We start from the raw sequence: 17,194 nt of genomic DNA on the forward strand, positions 1-17,194 counted from the left end.
GTGTGACTCGGACCACAGTGTTGGTGAGTGACGTGCATCTCAATAATGTCGCCTGTGACAAGCACCTCACACGCGATCAAGGAGTTCGTCGTGACATCGACCGATCCGGTATCGCCGCAGCAGCGGCGGGTACCCGACGGGCAGGCCTTCGTCGAGATGCAGGCCAGCCCCGAGTTCCAGGATCTGCGCCGCCGCCTGCGTAGCTTCGTGTTCCCCATGACGGCGGTCTTCCTGTCCTGGTATCTCCTCTACGTGCTGCTGGCCACCTACGCGGACGGCTTCATGGCGACGAAGGTCTTCGGCAACATCAACGTCGGGATCATCCTGGGCCTCGGGCAGTTCGTGTCGACGTTCGTCATCACCGCCCTCTACGTGCGGTTCGCGAATCGTGAGCTCGACCCGCGCGCCTCGCTCATCCGCACCGAACTCGAGGGTGCACCAGCACAGGAGAACGGCCGATGACCATCCTCGCCCAGGGTTCCGACGTCGGTAACCCGCTGCTCAACATCGCGATCTTCGCGCTGTTCGTCGTCGTGACGATGACCCTCGTCATCCGCGCGAGCAAGACCACGAAGAAGGCCTCCGACTTCTACACCGGTGGCGGTCAGTTCTCGGGCCCGCAGAACGGGTTCGCGATCGCGGGCGACTACCTGTCGGCCGCCTCGTTCCTCGGTATCGCCGGCGCGATCGCGATCTACGGCTACGACGGCTTCCTCTACTCCATCGGCTTCCTCGTCGCGTGGCTCGTCGCGCTCATGCTCGTCGCCGAACTGCTGCGCAACACAGGCAGATTCACGATGGCCGACGTGCTGAGCTTCCGGCTCCGGCAGCGTCCCGTTCGCATGGCAGCCGCGCTGTCGACCCTCGCGGTGTCGCTGTTCTACCTGCTCGCGCAGATGGCCGGTGCCGGCGGACTCGTCGCCCTGCTGCTCGACATCCACAGCCAGGCGGGCCAGGCACTCGTCGTCGCGGTCGTCGGTCTCCTCATGATCGCCTACGTGCTCATCGGCGGCATGAAGGGCACGACGTACGTCCAGATGGTCAAGGCCGTCCTGCTCATCGCCGGCGCCGGCGTCATGTTCGTGCTCGTGCTGCTCGCGGTGCGCGGCAACTTCTCGACGCTGCTCGCGCAGGCCCAGATGGCGATCAGCGGCTCCGCGAACCCGTCGGTCGCCTCGACCGACGTTCTCGCACCCGGCGCCAAGTACGGCATCAGCGGCATGAGCAAGATCGACTTCATCTCGCTCGGTATTGCGCTCGTGCTGGGTACGGCGGGTCTGCCGCACGTGCTCATGCGCTTCTACACCGTCCCCACGGCACGCGAAGCCCGTCGCTCGGTGACCTGGGCGATCGGCCTGATCGGCGCGTTCTACCTGTTCACGCTCGTCCTCGGCTACGGCGCCGCCAAGCTGGTCGGTCCCGACGCGATCCTCGCGGCACCGGGCAAGGAGAACGCCGCCGCGCCGCTGCTCGCGTTCGAACTCGGCGGAACACTGTTCCTCGGCATCATCTCCGCTGTCGCCTTCGCGACGATCCTCGCGGTCGTGGCAGGGCTCGCGATCACGGCGTCCGCGTCCTTCGCGCACGACATCTACGCGAGCGTCATCAAGCACGGCAACGCATCCGAAGAGGAACAGGTGCGCGTCTCGCGGATCACGGTCGTCGTCATCGGCATCGTCTCGATCGTGCTCGGCATCCTCGCGATGGGGCAGAACATCGCCTTCCTCGTGGCACTCGCGTTCGCGGTGGCCGCGTCGGCGAATCTCCCGACGCTGCTGTACTCGCTGTTCTGGAAGCGCTTCAACACCACGGGCGCCCTGTTCAGCATCTACGGCGGTCTCATCAGCTGCCTGACGCTCATCGTGTTCTCGCCCGCCGTCTCGGGCAGACCGTCCGCGATGTTCCCGAGCGTCGACTTCTCGTGGTTCCCGCTCTCGAACCCGGGCATCGTGTCGATCCCGCTCGCGTTCCTGCTCGGCATCGTCGGAACGTTCGTCGGCGCACGCCGCACCGAGGATCCGGTCAAGCAGGCCGAGATGGAGGTGCGGTCGCTCACGGGTGTCGGCGTCGAGAAGGCCGTTTCGCACTGACCGTACGTACGCACGATCGGCCGAGGGGCCGGTGCATCACTCGATGCACCGGCCCCTCGGTGTGCCGCGACCTGGGTTACGCTCGGTTCGTGGCCCGACTCACATCGAAGATCGACGTCCCGCTGCCCCCCGACGAGGTGTGGAAGCACGCATCGGATCTCGACGCGTTCGACTCCTGGCTCTCGGTGCACGAGGCATGGCGCGGTGAACTGCCCGCCGAACTCTCGGCCGGCACCGAACTGTCGTCCGTCGTGCGCGTCAAGAGTTTCCGCAATCGCGTGACCTGGAAGATCCAGGAGTACACGCCGCCGCGGAACCTGAAACTGAAGGGCGACGGCAAGGGTGGCGTGAAGCTGGGCCTCGTCGTCGACGTGAAGGAGAAGGGCGACGGGTCCGAACTCGCGTTCACGATCGAACTCGGCGGAGCGCCGCTGTTCGGGCCGATCGGGCGTACCGTCGCCAAGGCCCTCGAAGGAGACATCGACGCTTCGCTCGCGCGGTTCGTCGAGATCTACGGCTGATCCCACACCGGAGCCGACCCACACCGGGGCCGATCCACACCGACCCGAGGGGGTCCGATGGCGAAGTCCGAGACCGTTCACCTGGACGGGCAGACGATCTCGCTGTCGAACCTCGACAAGGTGCTGTACCCCGAGACGGGGACCACCAAAGGGCAGGTGATCGACTACTACACCCGGATCGCCTCTGTGATGCTCCCGCACATGGCGGGACGTCCCGTCACGAGGAAGCGCTGGCCGAACGGCGTCGACGCCGAGTCGTTCTTCGAGAAGAACCTCGCGGCTTCGGCGCCGAAGTGGATCGAGACCCACACCGTCACCATCTCGCGCCGGTCGGTGCGCTATCCGGTGTTCGACTCCGTCGCGGGCCTCGCCTGGGCGGGGCAGCAGGCAGCGCTCGAACTCCATGTCCCGCAGTGGCGTTTCGTCCCCGGATCGGGTGACGACGACGAACGCGGCGCTCCGACGCGGCTCGTGTTCGATCTCGATCCCGGTGACGGCGTGGGGCTCCGCGAGTGTGCGGAGGTCGCGCGGGCGATCCGCGATCTCGTCGCGGGGCTCGGATGGTCCGCGTTCCCGGTGACGAGCGGCAGCAAGGGAATGCACGTCTACGTCCCGCTGGATCGGCAACTCGCGAGCGGAGGAGCGTCCACCGTCGCGAAGGAGGTGGCGACAGGGCTCGCCACGACGATGCCCGAACTCGTCACGGCCACGATGGCGAAGGCCGCGCGGCCCGGCAAGGTCTTCGTCGACTGGAGCCAGAACAACCCGGCGAAGACGACCATCGCGCCGTACTCGCTGCGCGGCCGCGCGGCTCCGTGGGTCGCGGCCCCGCGGACGTGGGACGAACTCGACGATCCGGAACTGTCGCAGGTGCGTTTCGACGAGGTGCTCACGCGCGTGGACTCCGGCGGCGACCTGCTGGCCGAACTCGACCCCGCGCTCGGCGACGATCCGCTCACTGCCTATCGCTCGATGCGGGATGCGTCGAAAACGCCGGAGCCCGTGCCGATCTCGCGTCCCGCGGTGGGCCGCGACGACACCTTCGTGATCCAGGAGCACCACGCTCGCCGGTTGCACTGGGACTTCCGGCTCGAACGCGACGGCGTGCTCGTGTCGTGGGCGCTGCCGAAGGGCATCCCCGACGATCCCGCGACGAACCATCTCGCCGTGCACACCGAGGACCACCCGCTCGAGTACGCGACGTTCGCGGGCACGATCCCGAAGGGCGAGTACGGCGGTGGCGCCGTCTCGATCTGGGATTCGGGGACGTACGAGACCGAGAAGTGGCGTGACGACGAGGTGATCGTCCGGCTCCACGGCGACCGCGCGCAGGGCCGGTTCGCACTCATCCGCACCAAGGGCGGTGGAACCGAGCGCGAGCAGTGGCTCATCCACCGGATGAAGGACCAGGACGACGACGCGGCGGCGAAACCCGCCGGGAAGCGGGCGCCGTTCCCGACCGGACTGAAGCCGATGCTCGCGTCGCCGGGGACGCTGAGCGACGTCGACGACACCCGCTGGCAGTTCGAGGGCAAATGGGACGGCGTGCGGATCATCGCCGAGTTCCGCGGCGGAGAGCTGGTGTTGCGCAGCAGGATCGGGCGCGACAAGACGAGCGACTACGACGCACTCGGCGATCTCGCGGACCGGCTCGAGGGCCACGACGTCGTGCTCGACGGCGAGGTCGTGGCGTTCGACGCCCAGGGGGTGTCGAGCTTCCAGCTGCTCCAGAACGGGGGCGCGCCCACCTATCTCGTGTTCGACGTGCTGTACCTCGACGGCGTCTCGCTGCTCACCAAGCCGCTCTCGGATCGCCGGCGCGTCCTCGACGCTCTGGCCACCAAGACGGGAATCGAGGTGCCGCCACTGCTCGGCGGCGGCGCCGACGCCGCGCGCGAGCACAGTCTCGCGCAGGGGTGGGAGGGAATCGTCGCCAAGCGGACGGATTCGGTGTATCGGCCCGGCAAGCGCGGCCGGACGTGGCTCAAGATCAAGAACTGGCACACGCAGGAGGTCGTCGTCGGCGGCTACACGCGAGGCCAGGGTGCGCGGTCGTCGACGATCGGGGCGCTGCTCATGGGGATCCACCGGCCGGGCGGAGAGGAGGGCGGGAAGCTCGACTACATCGGCAAGGTCGGCACCGGGTTCACCGAGCGCGATCTCGACGAACTGCACGGACTGCTCGCGCCGTTGGAACGCAAGACCAGCCCGTTCGCGGGCGACGTGCCCCGCGCCGACGCGAAGGACCCTGTGTGGGTGACGCCGAAGATCGTCGGTGAGGTGCGGTACTTCGAGTGGACCTCGGCCGACCGGCTCCGGCATCCGAGCTGGCGCGGCATTCGCGACGACAAGAACGCGTACGACGTCGTCCGGGAGAGGTGACGGGTCTGGGCATTCGCGCCTCGACGGCCCCACCCGGTCTCTAACCTTGCTGTATGGCTCTCACACAGGACGAGCGCATCGCATTCCTGGCGCAGCCGCACATCGCCGCGCTCGCCGTCACGGACACGCGCGGCCGGGCGCCGCTGACGGTCCCCATCTGGTACGGCTACGAGCCCGGCGGAATGCCGTGGATTCTCACCGGCGCGGGATCGGTCAAGGCGCGGATGATCGCCGCTGCGGCGCGCTTCACGCTCATGGTCGAGCAGGTCGAGCCCACGTATCGCTATGTGTCGGTCGAGGGGCCGGTCGCGATGCTCGAACCGGGGACCGAGGAGATGTCGCGGGTGCTCGCGGACCGGTATCTGTCGGCCGACAAGGCCGCGGCGTTCGTGGCCGCGGCGCCCCACGAGGACGAGGTGGCGATCCGGATGAATCCCGAACACTGGCTCTCCGCCGATCTGGGTGCGCTGTGAGTCGAGAAAGCCTGTCGGTTGTCGGTGGCGCGCAGTAGCGTGCCGACATGGCACTGAGCAGCGACGAACGTCAGCAGTTTCTCGCCGAGCCGCGTATCGCGACCATCGCCGTCGCGCGGGACTCGACGTCGCCTCCCCTCGCGGTTCCCATCTGGTACCAGTACACGCCGGGCGGGCGTCCCTGGATCCTCACCGGGGCGGGCTCGGTCAAGGATCGCGCGATCGCGCGCGCCGGATCGTTCACGCTCGCCGTCGAGACGCTCGAACCGTCGGTGCGGTACGTGTCCGTCGAGGGACGTGCGGTGCGCCGCGCTCCGGGAACGACCGAGATGCTGCGCGAGATGGCCGCGCGGTATCTGCCCGCGGAGATCCTGGACGGGTACGTCGAGATGTCGCTCGCCGAGCACGGCGATCAGGTCCGCATCGAGCTCGAACCGACCCGGTGGTACTCGGCCGACCTCGGGGCATTCTGATCGGCGGCACTCGCCTCGACGCGGCACGGTGCGACTGCGTGATTGGTCCGGTTCGGCACTAGTGTGTCGATCGACCCGAACCGGACGACGCGAAGGTGGCCGTATGTTCTCGCTTCCCCGTCGACGTCGCCGCACGTCCGGAGAGCGCGAACTGATCTACCTCGTCGCGCCGAGCGGTGTACCGAACTACGGCGACGAGTTCGTCCTGCGTGGCTGGCTGCGGTATCTCGCGGAGCATCGTCCCGACGCGGACGTCGTCGTGGACTGTCACACGCCGGGCCAGGCCGCCGTTCTGCACTCCGGCTTCCATCCTCGCGTCCTGTTCGTCGACACGCTCTGGCGGATCTGCGACACGACGCGCGAGATGGACCTCGCGGAGAGTGTCGAGTTCGTGGAGCGGGTCGTCGACAATCCGGGTGTGCTGTGCCGCATGGTCACCGGAATCGAACTGCTCATCCGCGCGGGCACGGTGCACTTCGTCGGCGGGGGATACGTCAATTCGTTGTGGCCGCACCACATCTCGCTGTTCGTGACGGCGTGTGCGGCGATGCGCAAGGGCGGTGGCAGGCTCGTCGCGTCGGGGCAGGGACTGTTCCCGGTCGCGCCGGGTGCGTTGCCGCTGCTGCACGAGGTCGTCGAGCAGTTCGACGTCTTCGACGTGCGCGACGACCCGTCGGCGCTCGCTGCGGGCGGCACCTCGCGGGTGCGCGCGACCGGCGACGACGCGTGGCTGGCGATCGCGGACGACGACACCTACGACGAGGATGCGGCGGCGCTCGAGCGCGAGTTCGTACTCTGTGTCCAGAGCGATCTCATGGACGACTTCGGTGGCGGTGCAGGGGGCGTGGACGGGCTCGTCGACACCGTCACCGAGGTACTGAAGCGCTGGGACGTCGACGGCAGCGAGATCGCGGTCGTCGAGGGAATGCCGGGGACGGATCGGGTCGTGTACGACCGGATCGAACACGCCATCCCGGAGGCGCATTTCGTGCCGTTCACGGAGGTCTGGCGGCGGGGTCTGCCCGCGCGACCGGGCCAGGTGTGGGCGAGCACCCGCTTCCATCCGCACCTGGTCGCGGCCGCGATCGGCGCGAGCGGGACGGCGTTGGGCGGCAGGCGCGACTACTACGCGACGAAGCACCGGTCGCTCGTGGATTCGGGCTCGAACTGGGTCGTCGCGGAGCCGGAGTCGATCCCCGACGATCCTGTGCGCGGTGGCGGGTTCTCGGTGGAGACGGTGCATCGACTGCACCACGGCAAGATTCGGCTGGCGCACGAGATCTACCCGCAGCACTCGCACCCGGTCAAGCGGATCGGCAACCGCGCGACGCGGACCCTGAGGGGTGCGGCGGCGGCGATGCGGCGCCCCGAGCGTGAGGCATCGCTCGCGCACGCTCCGTCGCCGAACTGAGTGCGTCGGTCGTTGTGCCCCCGGCAGGATTCGAACCTGCGACACCGGCTTTAGGAGAGCCGTGCTCTATCCCCTGAGCTACGGGGGCGGGCCACGCTTCGTGGGCTGTCGAAGGCCAGGAACGGGTCGACGGCTCATGCGCGCCACGTGAGTCTAGCGGCTGCGGTGTTCGCCCCGCACACGCGAGGTGGGGTCGTTGCGATTCGCTGTTCGCTCCCGGGTCACCCAGAGGTCACCAACTGGTTGGTTGCCCTCGGGACGGCGGACGTACACCATATTGCATATGCCCACGTCAGCAGGCGTGTGGACTCGGGGAAGCGGCTCGACGAGGGGGAGTTGTGGAAGCTCGAAGGATTGGAAGCTCCGGCCTGACGACGTCCAGCATCGGGCTGGGGTGCATGGGCATGTCGGCGTTCTACGGCCCAGCCGACCACGAACAGAACAAGCAGGTCCTGGCACATGCTGCGGACAACGGCATCACGCTCTTCGACACGGCGGACATGTACGGCGACGGCGCGAACGAACTCCTCGTGGGGGAGTTCCTCCGCGGTCGTTCCGAGGACTCGATCGTCGCGACGAAGGTTGGGTTTCGCACCGACCCGGAGCGAGGGAAGATCGTCGACAACGACCCCACGTACATTCGGCAGGCGTGCGAAGCGTCGCTCCGTCGCCTCGGAGTCGACACGATCGACCTGTACTACCTGCACCGACGCAACCCGGACGTCCCGATCGAGGACTCGGTCGGCACGATGCGGGATCTGCTGCAGGAAGGCAAGATTCGGAACATCGGCCTGTCGGAGGTCAATGCTGCCACACTCGACGCGGCGTGTGCCGTGACGCCGATCGCGGCACTGCAGATCGAATACTCGCTGACGGAACGGTCCGCCGAACGCGAACTCATCCCGGCTGCACGTGCACACGACGTCGCGGTGGTGGCGTATTCGCCACTGGGACGGGGTCTGCTGACCGGCAGGTTCGCCGACGAGAGCCATTTCGCCTCCGACGACTTCCGCCCGAAGGTGCACCCGCGCCTGCACGGCGACAACCTCGCGGCGAACATGGCGATCGTCGAACGGTTCGGCGCGATCGCGGCCGAGCTCGGCCTGCCGAAGTCGTCGGTGGCGCTGGCGTGGTTGCTGTCGCGAGGTGACGACATCGTCCCCATCCCAGGTACGCGATCCATCGCATACCTGCAGCAGAACATCGACGCTGCATCGGTGCATCTCTCACCCGATGTGCTCGCCGACATCGAGGACGTGTTCCATCACGACGCGATCGTGGGTTCCCGCTACGACGAGGCCGGCCTCGCGTTCCTGGATCATTGAGGGTGTCCGGTCCGGTGAGTCAGCCTGCGGAGCCCGGTTCTCGGTCGCGGATTCTGCGTGCCGCCACCGCCGAATTCGCCCGCGTCGGCCTTGCGGGTGCCAGGGTGGACCGCATCGCGGATGACGCGGGGATCAACAAGCAACGGGTCTACGCGTACTTCGGCAGCAAGGCCGCCCTTTTCGACGCCGCTGTCGCGGAGGGCTTTCGGCAACTCCGTGCCGACGTGCCGATAGCGGACGGCCCGGGCGATCTCGTGGACTATGCCCTGCGCCTGTACGACTTCCACGTCGGCAACCCGGCACTGTCCCGTCTGCTGCTGTGGGAGCAACTCGAACGCCCGCTTCTGGACTCGACGAAGCGTCCCGATCATCACGACGGCCGCGTCGCGGACTACGTGAAAGGTCTCGGCGACAACGACACCGACGACGTCGTGCGCCTGTCTCTGGTGCTGGTGTCGATGGCTGCATGGCCGGCGGCCAACCGTCAGGTGGTCATGGACGTGACCGCCACCGACTCACGCTCGGTGCAGGATCTGCTCGAAGGTTCGATGCGAGAGACCGTCGCGAACGCGGCCCGCGCGGTGATCGACGAGTGGCGCGGGCGATCCGGAGCGAGGCGCGAGTGATGGCCACCGGTCACTCGCGCAGCGTGGCGACCATCCAGTCGACGGTCTGCATCCCGAAGAGGTCGGTTCCCCAGCCGTACATGTCGGTGACGAACCGCGTCATGCTGCAGTCGGTCGGCGCGTACGTGACGTCGGTGCCGCCTGCGCGGTAGCGGTCGGCGAGGTCGCGGGCGTCCTGGGCAGGGACGAGCGACATCGGTGAGTCGTCGGCCCCGCACGAGGCGATGAGGACGTCGGCGCCGGGCGCGCGTGTGCCGAGCAGGTTGTCGTCGTAGACGTGCTGGAACTCGGGGATGTCGGCGGGCGCAAGCCCGCTGGTGAAGAACGACGACAGCGGGACGAACGGGGCGGTGAAGTAGGCGGGCGTCTGGCACTGCGTGCGGTACCAGTCGGCGACCTGCCTGCCGAGCGGGGTGAGCTTCTCGTCCACGCGCATCTCGGGATACTTCGGCTCGAGACCCAGCAACGTCGCGAAGGCGAAGCCCGAACCGACGGAGCCGTCGGAGACGCGCATGAAGTTCCGCTGGTCGACGACCATCCCTTCCAGCACAGTGGATCTCACGTCGAGCTCGGGTGCGTACTCGGGCTGTGCCTCGGCGGCGAAGGCGGCGCCGACACCACCGCCCGCGATGCCGAAGATCGACACCGGCGTCTGCCGCGACAGGCCGGCGTCGTCGAGGGTGAGCGCGGCACGCATGCCGTCGAGATTCGCGTGCCCGGCGAAGCGTCCCGCGAACACCCCCTTGGGGGCGGGGTCGGCGTCGTTGCCGACGTCCGAGATCATCACCGCGAGACCGTCGCCGAACATCTGCGCGAGCGGCCCGAGCGCCGACCACGAGGCCCCGTCCATCGGGTTGGCGCCGGTCCACTGCGTACTCGGATGGCACGTGGGCCCGACGCTGTCGTTCGCCTCCTGATATCCGATCAGCGGCCGGGTGGCGTCGTCGCGGCCGTCGTCGGGGACGAGCAGGATTCCGGTGCTGATCTCGGGTGTGCGCGCGTCGAGACCCGTCGTGACGTACATGAGCCGCCACGCCCGCAGGTTGCCGGGCCGGAACCCGGAGAACTGGACCTCGACGGGCATCGACTTCAGCAGCGTGCCGGGCGCTTCGCCGCCGGTGAGCTCCGGTTCGTCGTAGAAGGCGGTGTCGGGGTGCAGGCCGTCGAGGATCTCCTGCGGCGTCGCGAATCGTCCGTCCTGGAAGGTGCTGACGACGTACCCGTCGAACACGTCGGGCAACTGTGGCGTCGACGGCTCGGGGCGCGCCTGCGCCGTCCCCGCGGCGCCGAGCGTGCACAGGGCGACAGCGAGTGCTGCTGCCACGGAACGGGCGGCGCGGGTGCGGGCTGGCATGCACAGGTTGTAGCAAAGTCGCACGCCCCAGGACAATCCCCGCAGCTCGCGACGACGTCCGATGCCCCAGGACAGGGCCCTGCCCATCTTGACCGGACAACCGACTCGCCGGTACGTTGCGCTGGCTCGAACGACGACGACGAGGGGTCTCGATGAGGCGTGGCGGAATGTTTCAGGCGGCAGTCGTCGCGGCGGTCCTCGCGGGCAGCGTCGTCGTGACGCCGAGCGCCGCGACGCCACTCGACGCGGTGCTCGACGTCCCGCGCGACAACGTCACGTCGGAGCACGCGGGTGGTGTCGCCTCGGCGCTGCCGACCGATGTCGCGATCCTCGGTGGTCTGCTCGACCGCGCGCGGAGCGACGGTGTCGCGCCCGAGCGGTATTCGGCTCTGCTGCACCAGTACTGGCTCGCGGTCGCGGCGAACGAGGCGGGCCTCGACCTGAACGCGTGGGATCCGCAGGCCGGTCTCGCCGCGAACGAACGCAATCTCGCGGCGACGTTCTCGTACTATCAGCGCCTCGCACTGGGGCATCCCGACTTCCTGTGGACGGGGCAGGGCGGCATGGCCGGGCCGTCCTTCGCCGCGGGCATCATGGACGTCGACCTCGGACGGGTCGTTCTCGACGTCCACGCCGCGCGCGACGCGATCCACCACATCGTCGCGACCCTCGACGCCGCGACGGCGCCCGCGACGGCACACCTGCCCGGCGACGTGCGGGCCGTCCTGGCCGTCGGCGCCGACATCACGGCCGAGGACATCGCGTGGTTCCAGATCCAGGTGATCGCGATGAGCAAGCACATCTTCACCGATCTGATCCCGCAGCACGAGGCGTACCTCGCGGGCGGACTCGCCGCGATCGCGGAGATGCACGAGGCCCGGCTGATCGACGACCGCGCCCTCGCCGCATGGCAGCTCGTGGACAGCGGCGAGCCCGACGCCGTCGTCCTCGGCAACCAGGAACTGCTCCACCGCGAGCAGTACACGTCGATCGGCGATCAGTGGGACGCCGCGGCGAACTACCGTGGCGGCGAGGAGGATCGGGGACCGATCGGGCGCGCGCTCACCTATCTGAGCACGGTCGCAGCGGATCCCGCTGTCCCCGGTGCGATTCCGCCGCGCGAAGCGAGCCCGCTCACCCTCACCGCCGCCGACGTCACGGGTGAGGAGCTGCCGGGCCCCACGTGGCGGCTGCAGACGCCGCTGTCGGCGTTCAACTGGGCCGACCGTGACGACCGCTGGCGGTACATCACCGAGCGGATGGTCCCCGCGTATCGGTGGACCAAGGAGAACTCACCCGAACAGTGGCGCGCCGCGATGAGCGTCCCGATCGATCAGCAGATCCTGAGCCAGCGAGCGATGCTCCGTCTCCCCGCGGTGCTCCAGTCCGTTGCCCGGACGACGAAGCTCACCTACGAGTAGAGTCCGAATCCCGAACCCGACTCTCGCATACCGGAATACGAGTCCATCGCAGACTGCCGCACAGGTAGCCGGAGTGTTACTGTGTGCGCGATCGGGGATTCGGGGGGTGTCATGACGACGTTGTTCGTCGCGTGCGCCGCGGTGGGCGCCATCGGGCTCGTCGCGGCGTTGCTCTTCGGCGACATCGGCGAGGCCGATGCCGAATTCGGCGGAATCCCGTTCGTGACGCCGACGGTCGTCGCGACGGCGGTGTTCGGTTTCGGCGGCAGCGGCCTGCTGTGTCTACTCGTGGGCCTTCCGTCGGCGGTCGCATTGGGCATCGCCGCCGTGGTCGCCGTCCTCGAGGTGGTGGCGTCGCGCTTCCTGCTGTATCCGTACCTGCTTCGTCAGCAGGACAATTCGCATGTCGCACGCACCTCCTACATCGGGTCGCTCGGTACCGTGACACTCGCGATCGAACCGGGCGGCTGGGGTGAGGTGTCCTTCGTCGATCGCGGCGGCAGCCGCGTGCGTGCCCGTGCCGTCACGCACGAGCCCGAGACCCTGGGCGTGTCCACCACCGTCTACATCGCCGATGTGGACGAGACCAGTCTTCACGTCGTGGCCGTACCGGGTGATGCGCTCACCGGTCACGCGTAATCGAAGGGAAACAACGTGTTCGTCGTCGTGGGGATCGCCGTGGTGATCGCGATCGTGCTGTTCGTCGTGGTACCGCTGATCTACGTCCGCAACTACATCAAGGTGCCGCCGAACGAGGTCGCGGTGTTCACGGGGCGCGGTAAGCCCAAGGTCGTCCGCGGCGGCGCCCGGTTCAAGATCCCCGGCATCGAGCGCGTCGACATCATGTCGCTCGAACCGTTCAACGTGAGCATCAATCTCAAGAACGCGCTCTCCAACGACGGCGTGCCCGTGAACGTCGAGGCCGTCGGGCTCGTGCGGATCGGATCCGCGGACGAGGCGGTGCAGACCGCGGTGCAGCGCTTCCTCACGTCGGATCTCGAAGAGCTGCAACGGCAGATCAACGAGATCCTCGCCGGCTCGTTGCGCGGCATCACCGCGACGATGACGGTCGAGGACCTCAACTCGAACCGGGACTCGCTGGCGCGCAGCGTCGTCGAGGAAGCGGGCGGCGATCTCGCGCGGATCGGCATGGAGGTCGACGTCCTCAAGATCGCGGGCATCTCCGACTTCAACGGCTATCTCGAATCGCTCGGCCAGCGTCGTATCGCCGAGGTCAAGCGCGACGCCGCGGTCGGTACCGCGGAGGCCGAGCGCGACGCGCAGATCCAGTCGGCGAAGGCACGGCAGGCGGGGTCGGTCGCGCAGGCCGAGGCCGATACGGCGATCGCGACGGCGAACCAGAAGCGCGACGTCGAACTCGCGCGGCTGCGTGCGCAGACCGAAGCCGAGAACGCGGAGGCGGATCAGGCCGGGCCGCTCGCGCAGGCGACGGCGACCAAGGCCGTCGGCATCGCGCGCGAGGAGGCCGAGGCGACGCGCGTCGAGGCACGCACCGAGGTCGAACGGCGTCGAGCGCAGCAGTCCGAGGCCGCGTTGCAGGCGGACGTGATCGCGCCAGCGGAGGCCGAGCGTCAGGCCGCGATCGCGCGCGCCGAAGGCGAGCGCCGCGCCGCGATCCTGCGTGCCGAGGCGCAGGCGGAGACCGCCCGGCAGACCGGTGCCGCACAGGCGGATTCGCGCAAGCTCGTCGCCGACGCCGTGCGCGCCGAGCAGCAGGCGGACGCCGACGGCCTGCGGGCCAAGCTCGAAGCGGAGGCCGAAGGCCGCAAGGTCGCCGCCGAGGCGTTGCGTGCCGAGCAGCAGGCGGAGGCGGACGGCCTGCTCGCGAAGCTCGAGGCCGAGGCCGCCGGTAAGCGGCAGGTCGCGGACGCGCTGAACTCCTACAGCGAGGACGCCGCGCGCCTGTTGGTCCTGCCGGACGTCCTCGAGGCGCTCGTGTCGGCGACGAGCGCCGCCGCGGCCCCGGTCGGCGAGATCGACCGGATCTCGATCATCGGGGGTGCCGACGGCGCGCGCGATTCCGTCGGAACGTTGCTCGGCATCAGCCCGCAGGTGGTCGCCGGTGTCATCGAGACGCTCACGGCCAGCGGGATCGACGTCGCGGGGATCGTCGGCCGCCGGACGGCCGCGCCGGAGCGTCCCGACGCGGAGGTCCTGGCGGCGCAGGCGTGACCCGCGACACCCTGCGAGAGTTGTCCGGTTTGTGAAAGTCGCTGCGCAGTAGCGTCGTTCACTCGATTCGGACGGGCGTATGGTCCTCTCGTCGGCGGCGTCGCCGGCGGAACGAAGGGGACCATGACCGCACACCTCGGCGGGGCGCACGAGCGCGGGGAGAGCCCGCACCTGTCGCGCAAGCTCGCCAACCGCCACATCCAGCTCATCGCGATCGGCGGCGCGATCGGCACCGGGCTGTTCATGGGATCCGGCAAGACGATCTCACTCGCGGGCCCGTCCGTGATCTTCGTGTACATGATCATCGGGTTCATGCTCCCGAAGGGGCATAGATAGACTACCGCGCGTGGCCGCCGAGATACTGCCTTTTCCGCAGGAGACCCGAGCAATCATCTACTGCCGCGTGTCCTCGGACGCCGAGGGGCGCTCGCGATCCGTCGGCGAGCAGGAAGCCGAGTGTCGCGCGGTATGTGAGCGCAACGGCTGGCCCGTCGCCGAGGTCCTCGCAGACAACGACGTCGGGGTTTCTCGCTACTCGCGGGTGAAGGACCGGCCCGCATACGACCGGCTCAAGCAGATCCTGCGTCCCGGCGACGTCCTCGTCCTCTGGGAGGCGAGTCGAGCGAGCCGCCGACTCGACGGATATGTCGAGCTCCGTGACCTCTGTGCGAGCCGAGGTGTCCTCTGGAACATCGGTGGACAGACGTACGACCCGGCGAAGTCGAACGACCGAGTCATGACCGGCATCCGCGCGATCCTCTCCGAGGACGAAGCCGAGCAGACTCGGCAGCGTGTCCAGCGCGCCCACCGTCACAACGCCGAGGCCGGCCGCGCGCACGGCACCGCGTTCGGCTACCGGGTCGCACGTGACCCCGATACCGGCCGCGCCGGCATCCTCGACCCGGCGACGGGGAACCTCGTCACGCGCCAGCTCCACCCCGAGCAAGCTCCGATAGTCCGTGAGATGGCTACGCGGGTCCTTGCGGGCGAGTCGGTGTGGGCGATCGCGAAGGACCTCAACGAGCGTGGTGTGCCGACCGCCCGCGGCGCCGCGAAGTGGCACTCGAACGTCATCTCGATGATGCTTAAAAAGCCCACCTACGCGGGCCTGCGAGCCCACCACGGCGCGCTGAGCCCTGCAGAGGCGCAGTGGGAGCCCATCATCACCGTCGAGCAGCATCGCGCGCTCGTCGCGATCCTCAGCGACCCGACCCGTCGCACGCAGCGCGGTACGCAGCCGCGGCATCTGCTGTCGGGGATCGCCACGTGCGGAGTGTGCGGCGGCAGGATGACGCGGTTTCTGTCGATGGGTCGGAACTCCTACCGGTGCCACGACAACGGCTGCGTCTCGCGGATCGCCGAGCCCGTGGAGAGGATGGTCGAGGAGGTCCTGTTGCGCCGCCTCGAGCTGATCGACGGCATTGCCGAACTCGAGCCGCCCGACGTGTCGACCGCGCTGTCAGAAGTGCAGGAGCTGCGGGACAGGCTCGCAGGGTTCGCCGATGATGCCGCCGAGGGAAAGGTCAGTCGCGAGTCGTTCTATCGGATCGAGGCGCGGCTGCGAGAGCAGATCGGCGCGGCCGAACGGCGTGCTCGCCGGACGCTACCGAAGATCGTGGAGGAGCTCGTCGGGCCGAACGCTCGCGCGAACTGGAAGGTGATGGGGATCGACGGTCGACGCGCTGTCGCGCGCGCTCTCCTGACGGTCGAGATCCGGAAGGCCCCGCGGTCGGGCCGGCGGTTCCTCCCGGAGTACGTCCACGTCGACTTTAGGTGAGAGCGACACCACATTACTCAGGCTTTACTTTCAGGTGGGAGTATTGTGAGGCGACTCGTCAAATTGGTTGATGCTTGAACCGGTGTGGGAGGTGCATCGATGTTGTCTCTGCTCGATCCGCGGCCGTCGCCGGACTGTGAGCGATGCGAGGAACCGGTGAGGCGATGTGCGGTGAAGGTCTCGCGTGACCGCGACAGCATGCGCATAGGGGAGTTCCTCGGCTCGCTGTGTCCCAACGTCACGGCCACTCGGTTGGTCCTCAACGCCTTCCGGTCCGGCATCCGGTTCGATCAGTCGACCGACTGACTGTCCGTTGCCGATTCACTCGTCGTCGGCACTGTCGTCGCCGAGTCGGGGCGCGTCGAGCTCTGCGGCCGCAAGCGCGTTCCACGCTGCCTGAAGGATCGCGTTCGGTTCGATCTCGAGCGCGCGAGCAAGCGCAATCAGCTGTGGCGCCTTCGCATCTCGCTGCGCCGCCTCTAGCCGGAAGACGGTGAGCTTCGAGATGCCGGCCCTCGCCGCGACCTCGTCTTGGGTCAGATCGAGGCGTGCTCGTTCGGCTCTCAGGACCCGGGCGATTGCATCGCGGATGATCTCGACCTCAACGCCAGGGGAAGACTGGTGTTTATCCATGCGGTGAACTGTAGACGCCAAATGGTCAATCCACCAGAAAACGGCATCCCTTGTGAATTATCCGTTCGGATACTAGCGTCAACCGCATGGTCAATCCTGGCGTCACAGTAGACACACACGGTCACATCAGCCACGAGATCGCCAATCGTGTGAGATCCGCGATCGACGAGTCTGACACCAACGCCTACGCGATCGCGTGCGCACTCGGCATCCCGCCCACCACCTTCCGTCGCCACGTCCTCGACGGCGGATTCAGCGCGACGGACTTGATCCGCATCGCGCGCCACCTCGACCGGCCGCCCGCCGATCTCTGGCCCGACGACGGCGTCGACCGCACCGACGTCGACGACGGGTCACGCAAGGCGTCATGAGCGCGATCGAGTGGACCGCGGCGATGGAGGAGTGGGTCAAGGAGACCCTCGCCCGCGCCAAGCCCATCACTTCGCGACAGCGCGAAGTGATCCGGCGCGAGTTCTCCCGATCCGCACACGCCACATCAACACCCCACTCCGGGG

At 68.2% G+C, this 17,194-nt stretch carries 17 protein-coding genes, 1 tRNA gene and 1 pseudogene; 16 read left to right on the forward strand and 3 right to left on the reverse strand.

The genetic code is table 11. The features are described 5' to 3' along the window. Positions 1–90: 90 nt before the first annotated feature. The 7 genes from RR1_RS18860 to RR1_RS18890 all read left to right on the forward strand — a co-directional run bounded on the left by RR1_RS18860 (position 91) and on the right by RR1_RS18890 (position 7,350). Positions 91–462 carry a DUF485 domain-containing protein gene (locus RR1_RS18860; RefSeq protein ID WP_040772317.1) on the forward strand — a complete coding sequence of 124 codons (372 nt, stop codon included), beginning with the start codon at positions 91–93 and terminating at the stop codon, positions 460–462. Then, positions 459–2,090 (forward strand): monocarboxylic acid transporter, encoded by a 1,632-nt coding sequence (locus tag RR1_RS18865; protein WP_010836971.1) that lies wholly within the window; start codon positions 459–461, stop codon positions 2,088–2,090. The genes RR1_RS18860 and RR1_RS18865 overlap by 4 nt, the downstream gene beginning before the upstream one ends. Before the next feature lie 89 nt (positions 2,091–2,179). After that, positions 2,180–2,611: a type II toxin-antitoxin system Rv0910 family toxin gene (locus tag RR1_RS18870; RefSeq protein WP_010836972.1), complete on the forward strand. Its 432-nt coding sequence runs from the start codon at positions 2,180–2,182 to the stop codon at positions 2,609–2,611. Positions 2,612–2,668: 57 nt separating this feature from the next. After that, positions 2,669–4,993, forward strand: coding sequence for an ATP-dependent DNA ligase (locus RR1_RS18875; protein ID WP_010836973.1), 2,325 nt, complete (start codon positions 2,669–2,671; stop codon positions 4,991–4,993). Positions 4,994–5,046: 53 nt separating this feature from the next. Beyond that, positions 5,047–5,466, forward strand: coding sequence for a pyridoxamine 5'-phosphate oxidase family protein (locus tag RR1_RS18880; protein WP_010836974.1), 420 nt, complete (start codon positions 5,047–5,049; stop codon positions 5,464–5,466). A 47-nt stretch (positions 5,467–5,513) separates the two neighbouring features. After that, entirely contained in the window at positions 5,514–5,939 is a 426-nt protein-coding gene (locus RR1_RS18885; RefSeq protein ID WP_010836975.1) for a pyridoxamine 5'-phosphate oxidase family protein, read from the forward strand. Between the two features lie 103 nt (positions 5,940–6,042). Continuing rightward, positions 6,043–7,350, forward strand: coding sequence for a polysaccharide pyruvyl transferase family protein (locus RR1_RS18890; protein ID WP_010836976.1), 1,308 nt, complete (start codon positions 6,043–6,045; stop codon positions 7,348–7,350). 15 nt (positions 7,351–7,365) lie between these two features. Here the strand turns inward: RR1_RS18890 and RR1_RS18895 are convergent. Next, positions 7,366–7,438 (reverse strand) — tRNA-Arg (locus RR1_RS18895). Positions 7,439–7,688: 250 nt separating this feature from the next. Between RR1_RS18895 and RR1_RS18900 the strand changes: the two genes are divergently transcribed. Further along, positions 7,689–8,675, forward strand: a complete 987-nt coding sequence (locus tag RR1_RS18900) for an aldo/keto reductase (RefSeq protein WP_040772304.1) — start codon at positions 7,689–7,691, stop codon at positions 8,673–8,675. A gap of 14 nt (positions 8,676–8,689) precedes the next feature. Beyond that, positions 8,690–9,301, forward strand: a complete 612-nt coding sequence (locus RR1_RS18905) for a TetR/AcrR family transcriptional regulator (protein ID WP_169847068.1) — start codon at positions 8,690–8,692, stop codon at positions 9,299–9,301. Positions 9,302–9,311: 10 nt separating this feature from the next. Here the strand turns inward: RR1_RS18905 and RR1_RS18910 are convergent, their stop codons facing one another. Then, positions 9,312–10,655 carry a lipase family protein gene (locus RR1_RS18910; protein ID WP_040772305.1) on the reverse strand — a complete coding sequence of 448 codons (1,344 nt, stop codon included), beginning with the start codon at positions 10,653–10,655 and terminating at the stop codon, positions 9,312–9,314. 167 nt (positions 10,656–10,822) lie between these two features. Between RR1_RS18910 and RR1_RS18915 the strand changes: the two genes are divergently transcribed. The 6 genes and pseudogenes from RR1_RS18915 (at position 10,823) to RR1_RS22970 (ending at position 16,352) form a co-directional block, all read left to right on the forward strand. Continuing rightward, positions 10,823–12,076, forward strand: a complete 1,254-nt coding sequence (locus RR1_RS18915; RefSeq protein ID WP_010836980.1) for a hypothetical protein — start codon at positions 10,823–10,825, stop codon at positions 12,074–12,076. A gap of 111 nt (positions 12,077–12,187) precedes the next feature. Next, the gene (locus RR1_RS18920) at positions 12,188–12,715 is read left to right on the forward strand and encodes an NfeD family membrane protein (RefSeq protein ID WP_010836981.1); all 528 of its coding nucleotides are present in this window, start codon (positions 12,188–12,190) and stop codon (positions 12,713–12,715) included. Positions 12,716–12,730: 15 nt separating this feature from the next. Continuing rightward, positions 12,731–14,269: a flotillin family protein gene (locus RR1_RS18925; RefSeq protein WP_010836982.1), complete on the forward strand. Its 1,539-nt coding sequence runs from the start codon at positions 12,731–12,733 to the stop codon at positions 14,267–14,269. 123 nt (positions 14,270–14,392) lie between these two features. After that, positions 14,393–14,587 (forward strand): annotated as a pseudogene (locus RR1_RS18930) (alanine glycine permease); the annotation flags it as partial. Between the two features lie 28 nt (positions 14,588–14,615). Continuing rightward, positions 14,616–16,046: a recombinase family protein gene (locus tag RR1_RS18935; RefSeq protein WP_010836984.1), complete on the forward strand. Its 1,431-nt coding sequence runs from the start codon at positions 14,616–14,618 to the stop codon at positions 16,044–16,046. Between the two features lie 171 nt (positions 16,047–16,217). Continuing rightward, the gene (locus tag RR1_RS22970; RefSeq protein ID WP_010836985.1) at positions 16,218–16,352 is read left to right on the forward strand and encodes a hypothetical protein; all 135 of its coding nucleotides are present in this window, start codon (positions 16,218–16,220) and stop codon (positions 16,350–16,352) included. 15 nt (positions 16,353–16,367) lie between these two features. Here RR1_RS22970 and RR1_RS18945 read toward each other — a convergent pair whose 3' ends face one another. After that, complete coding sequence (locus RR1_RS18945) at positions 16,368–16,679, reverse strand: helix-turn-helix domain-containing protein (protein ID WP_010836986.1); 312 nt, start codon at positions 16,677–16,679, stop codon at positions 16,368–16,370. Positions 16,680–16,765: 86 nt separating this feature from the next. On the opposite strand from RR1_RS18945, the gene RR1_RS18950 reads away from it, so the two are divergent. Next, positions 16,766–17,050 (forward strand): hypothetical protein, encoded by a 285-nt coding sequence (locus tag RR1_RS18950; protein ID WP_010836987.1) that lies wholly within the window; start codon positions 16,766–16,768, stop codon positions 17,048–17,050. The last annotated feature ends 144 nt before the right edge of the window (positions 17,051–17,194 follow it).

Source organism: Rhodococcus rhodnii NBRC 100604 (assembly GCF_001894925.1).
Taxonomy (GTDB): domain Bacteria; phylum Actinomycetota; class Actinomycetes; order Mycobacteriales; family Mycobacteriaceae; genus Rhodococcus_F; species Rhodococcus_F rhodnii.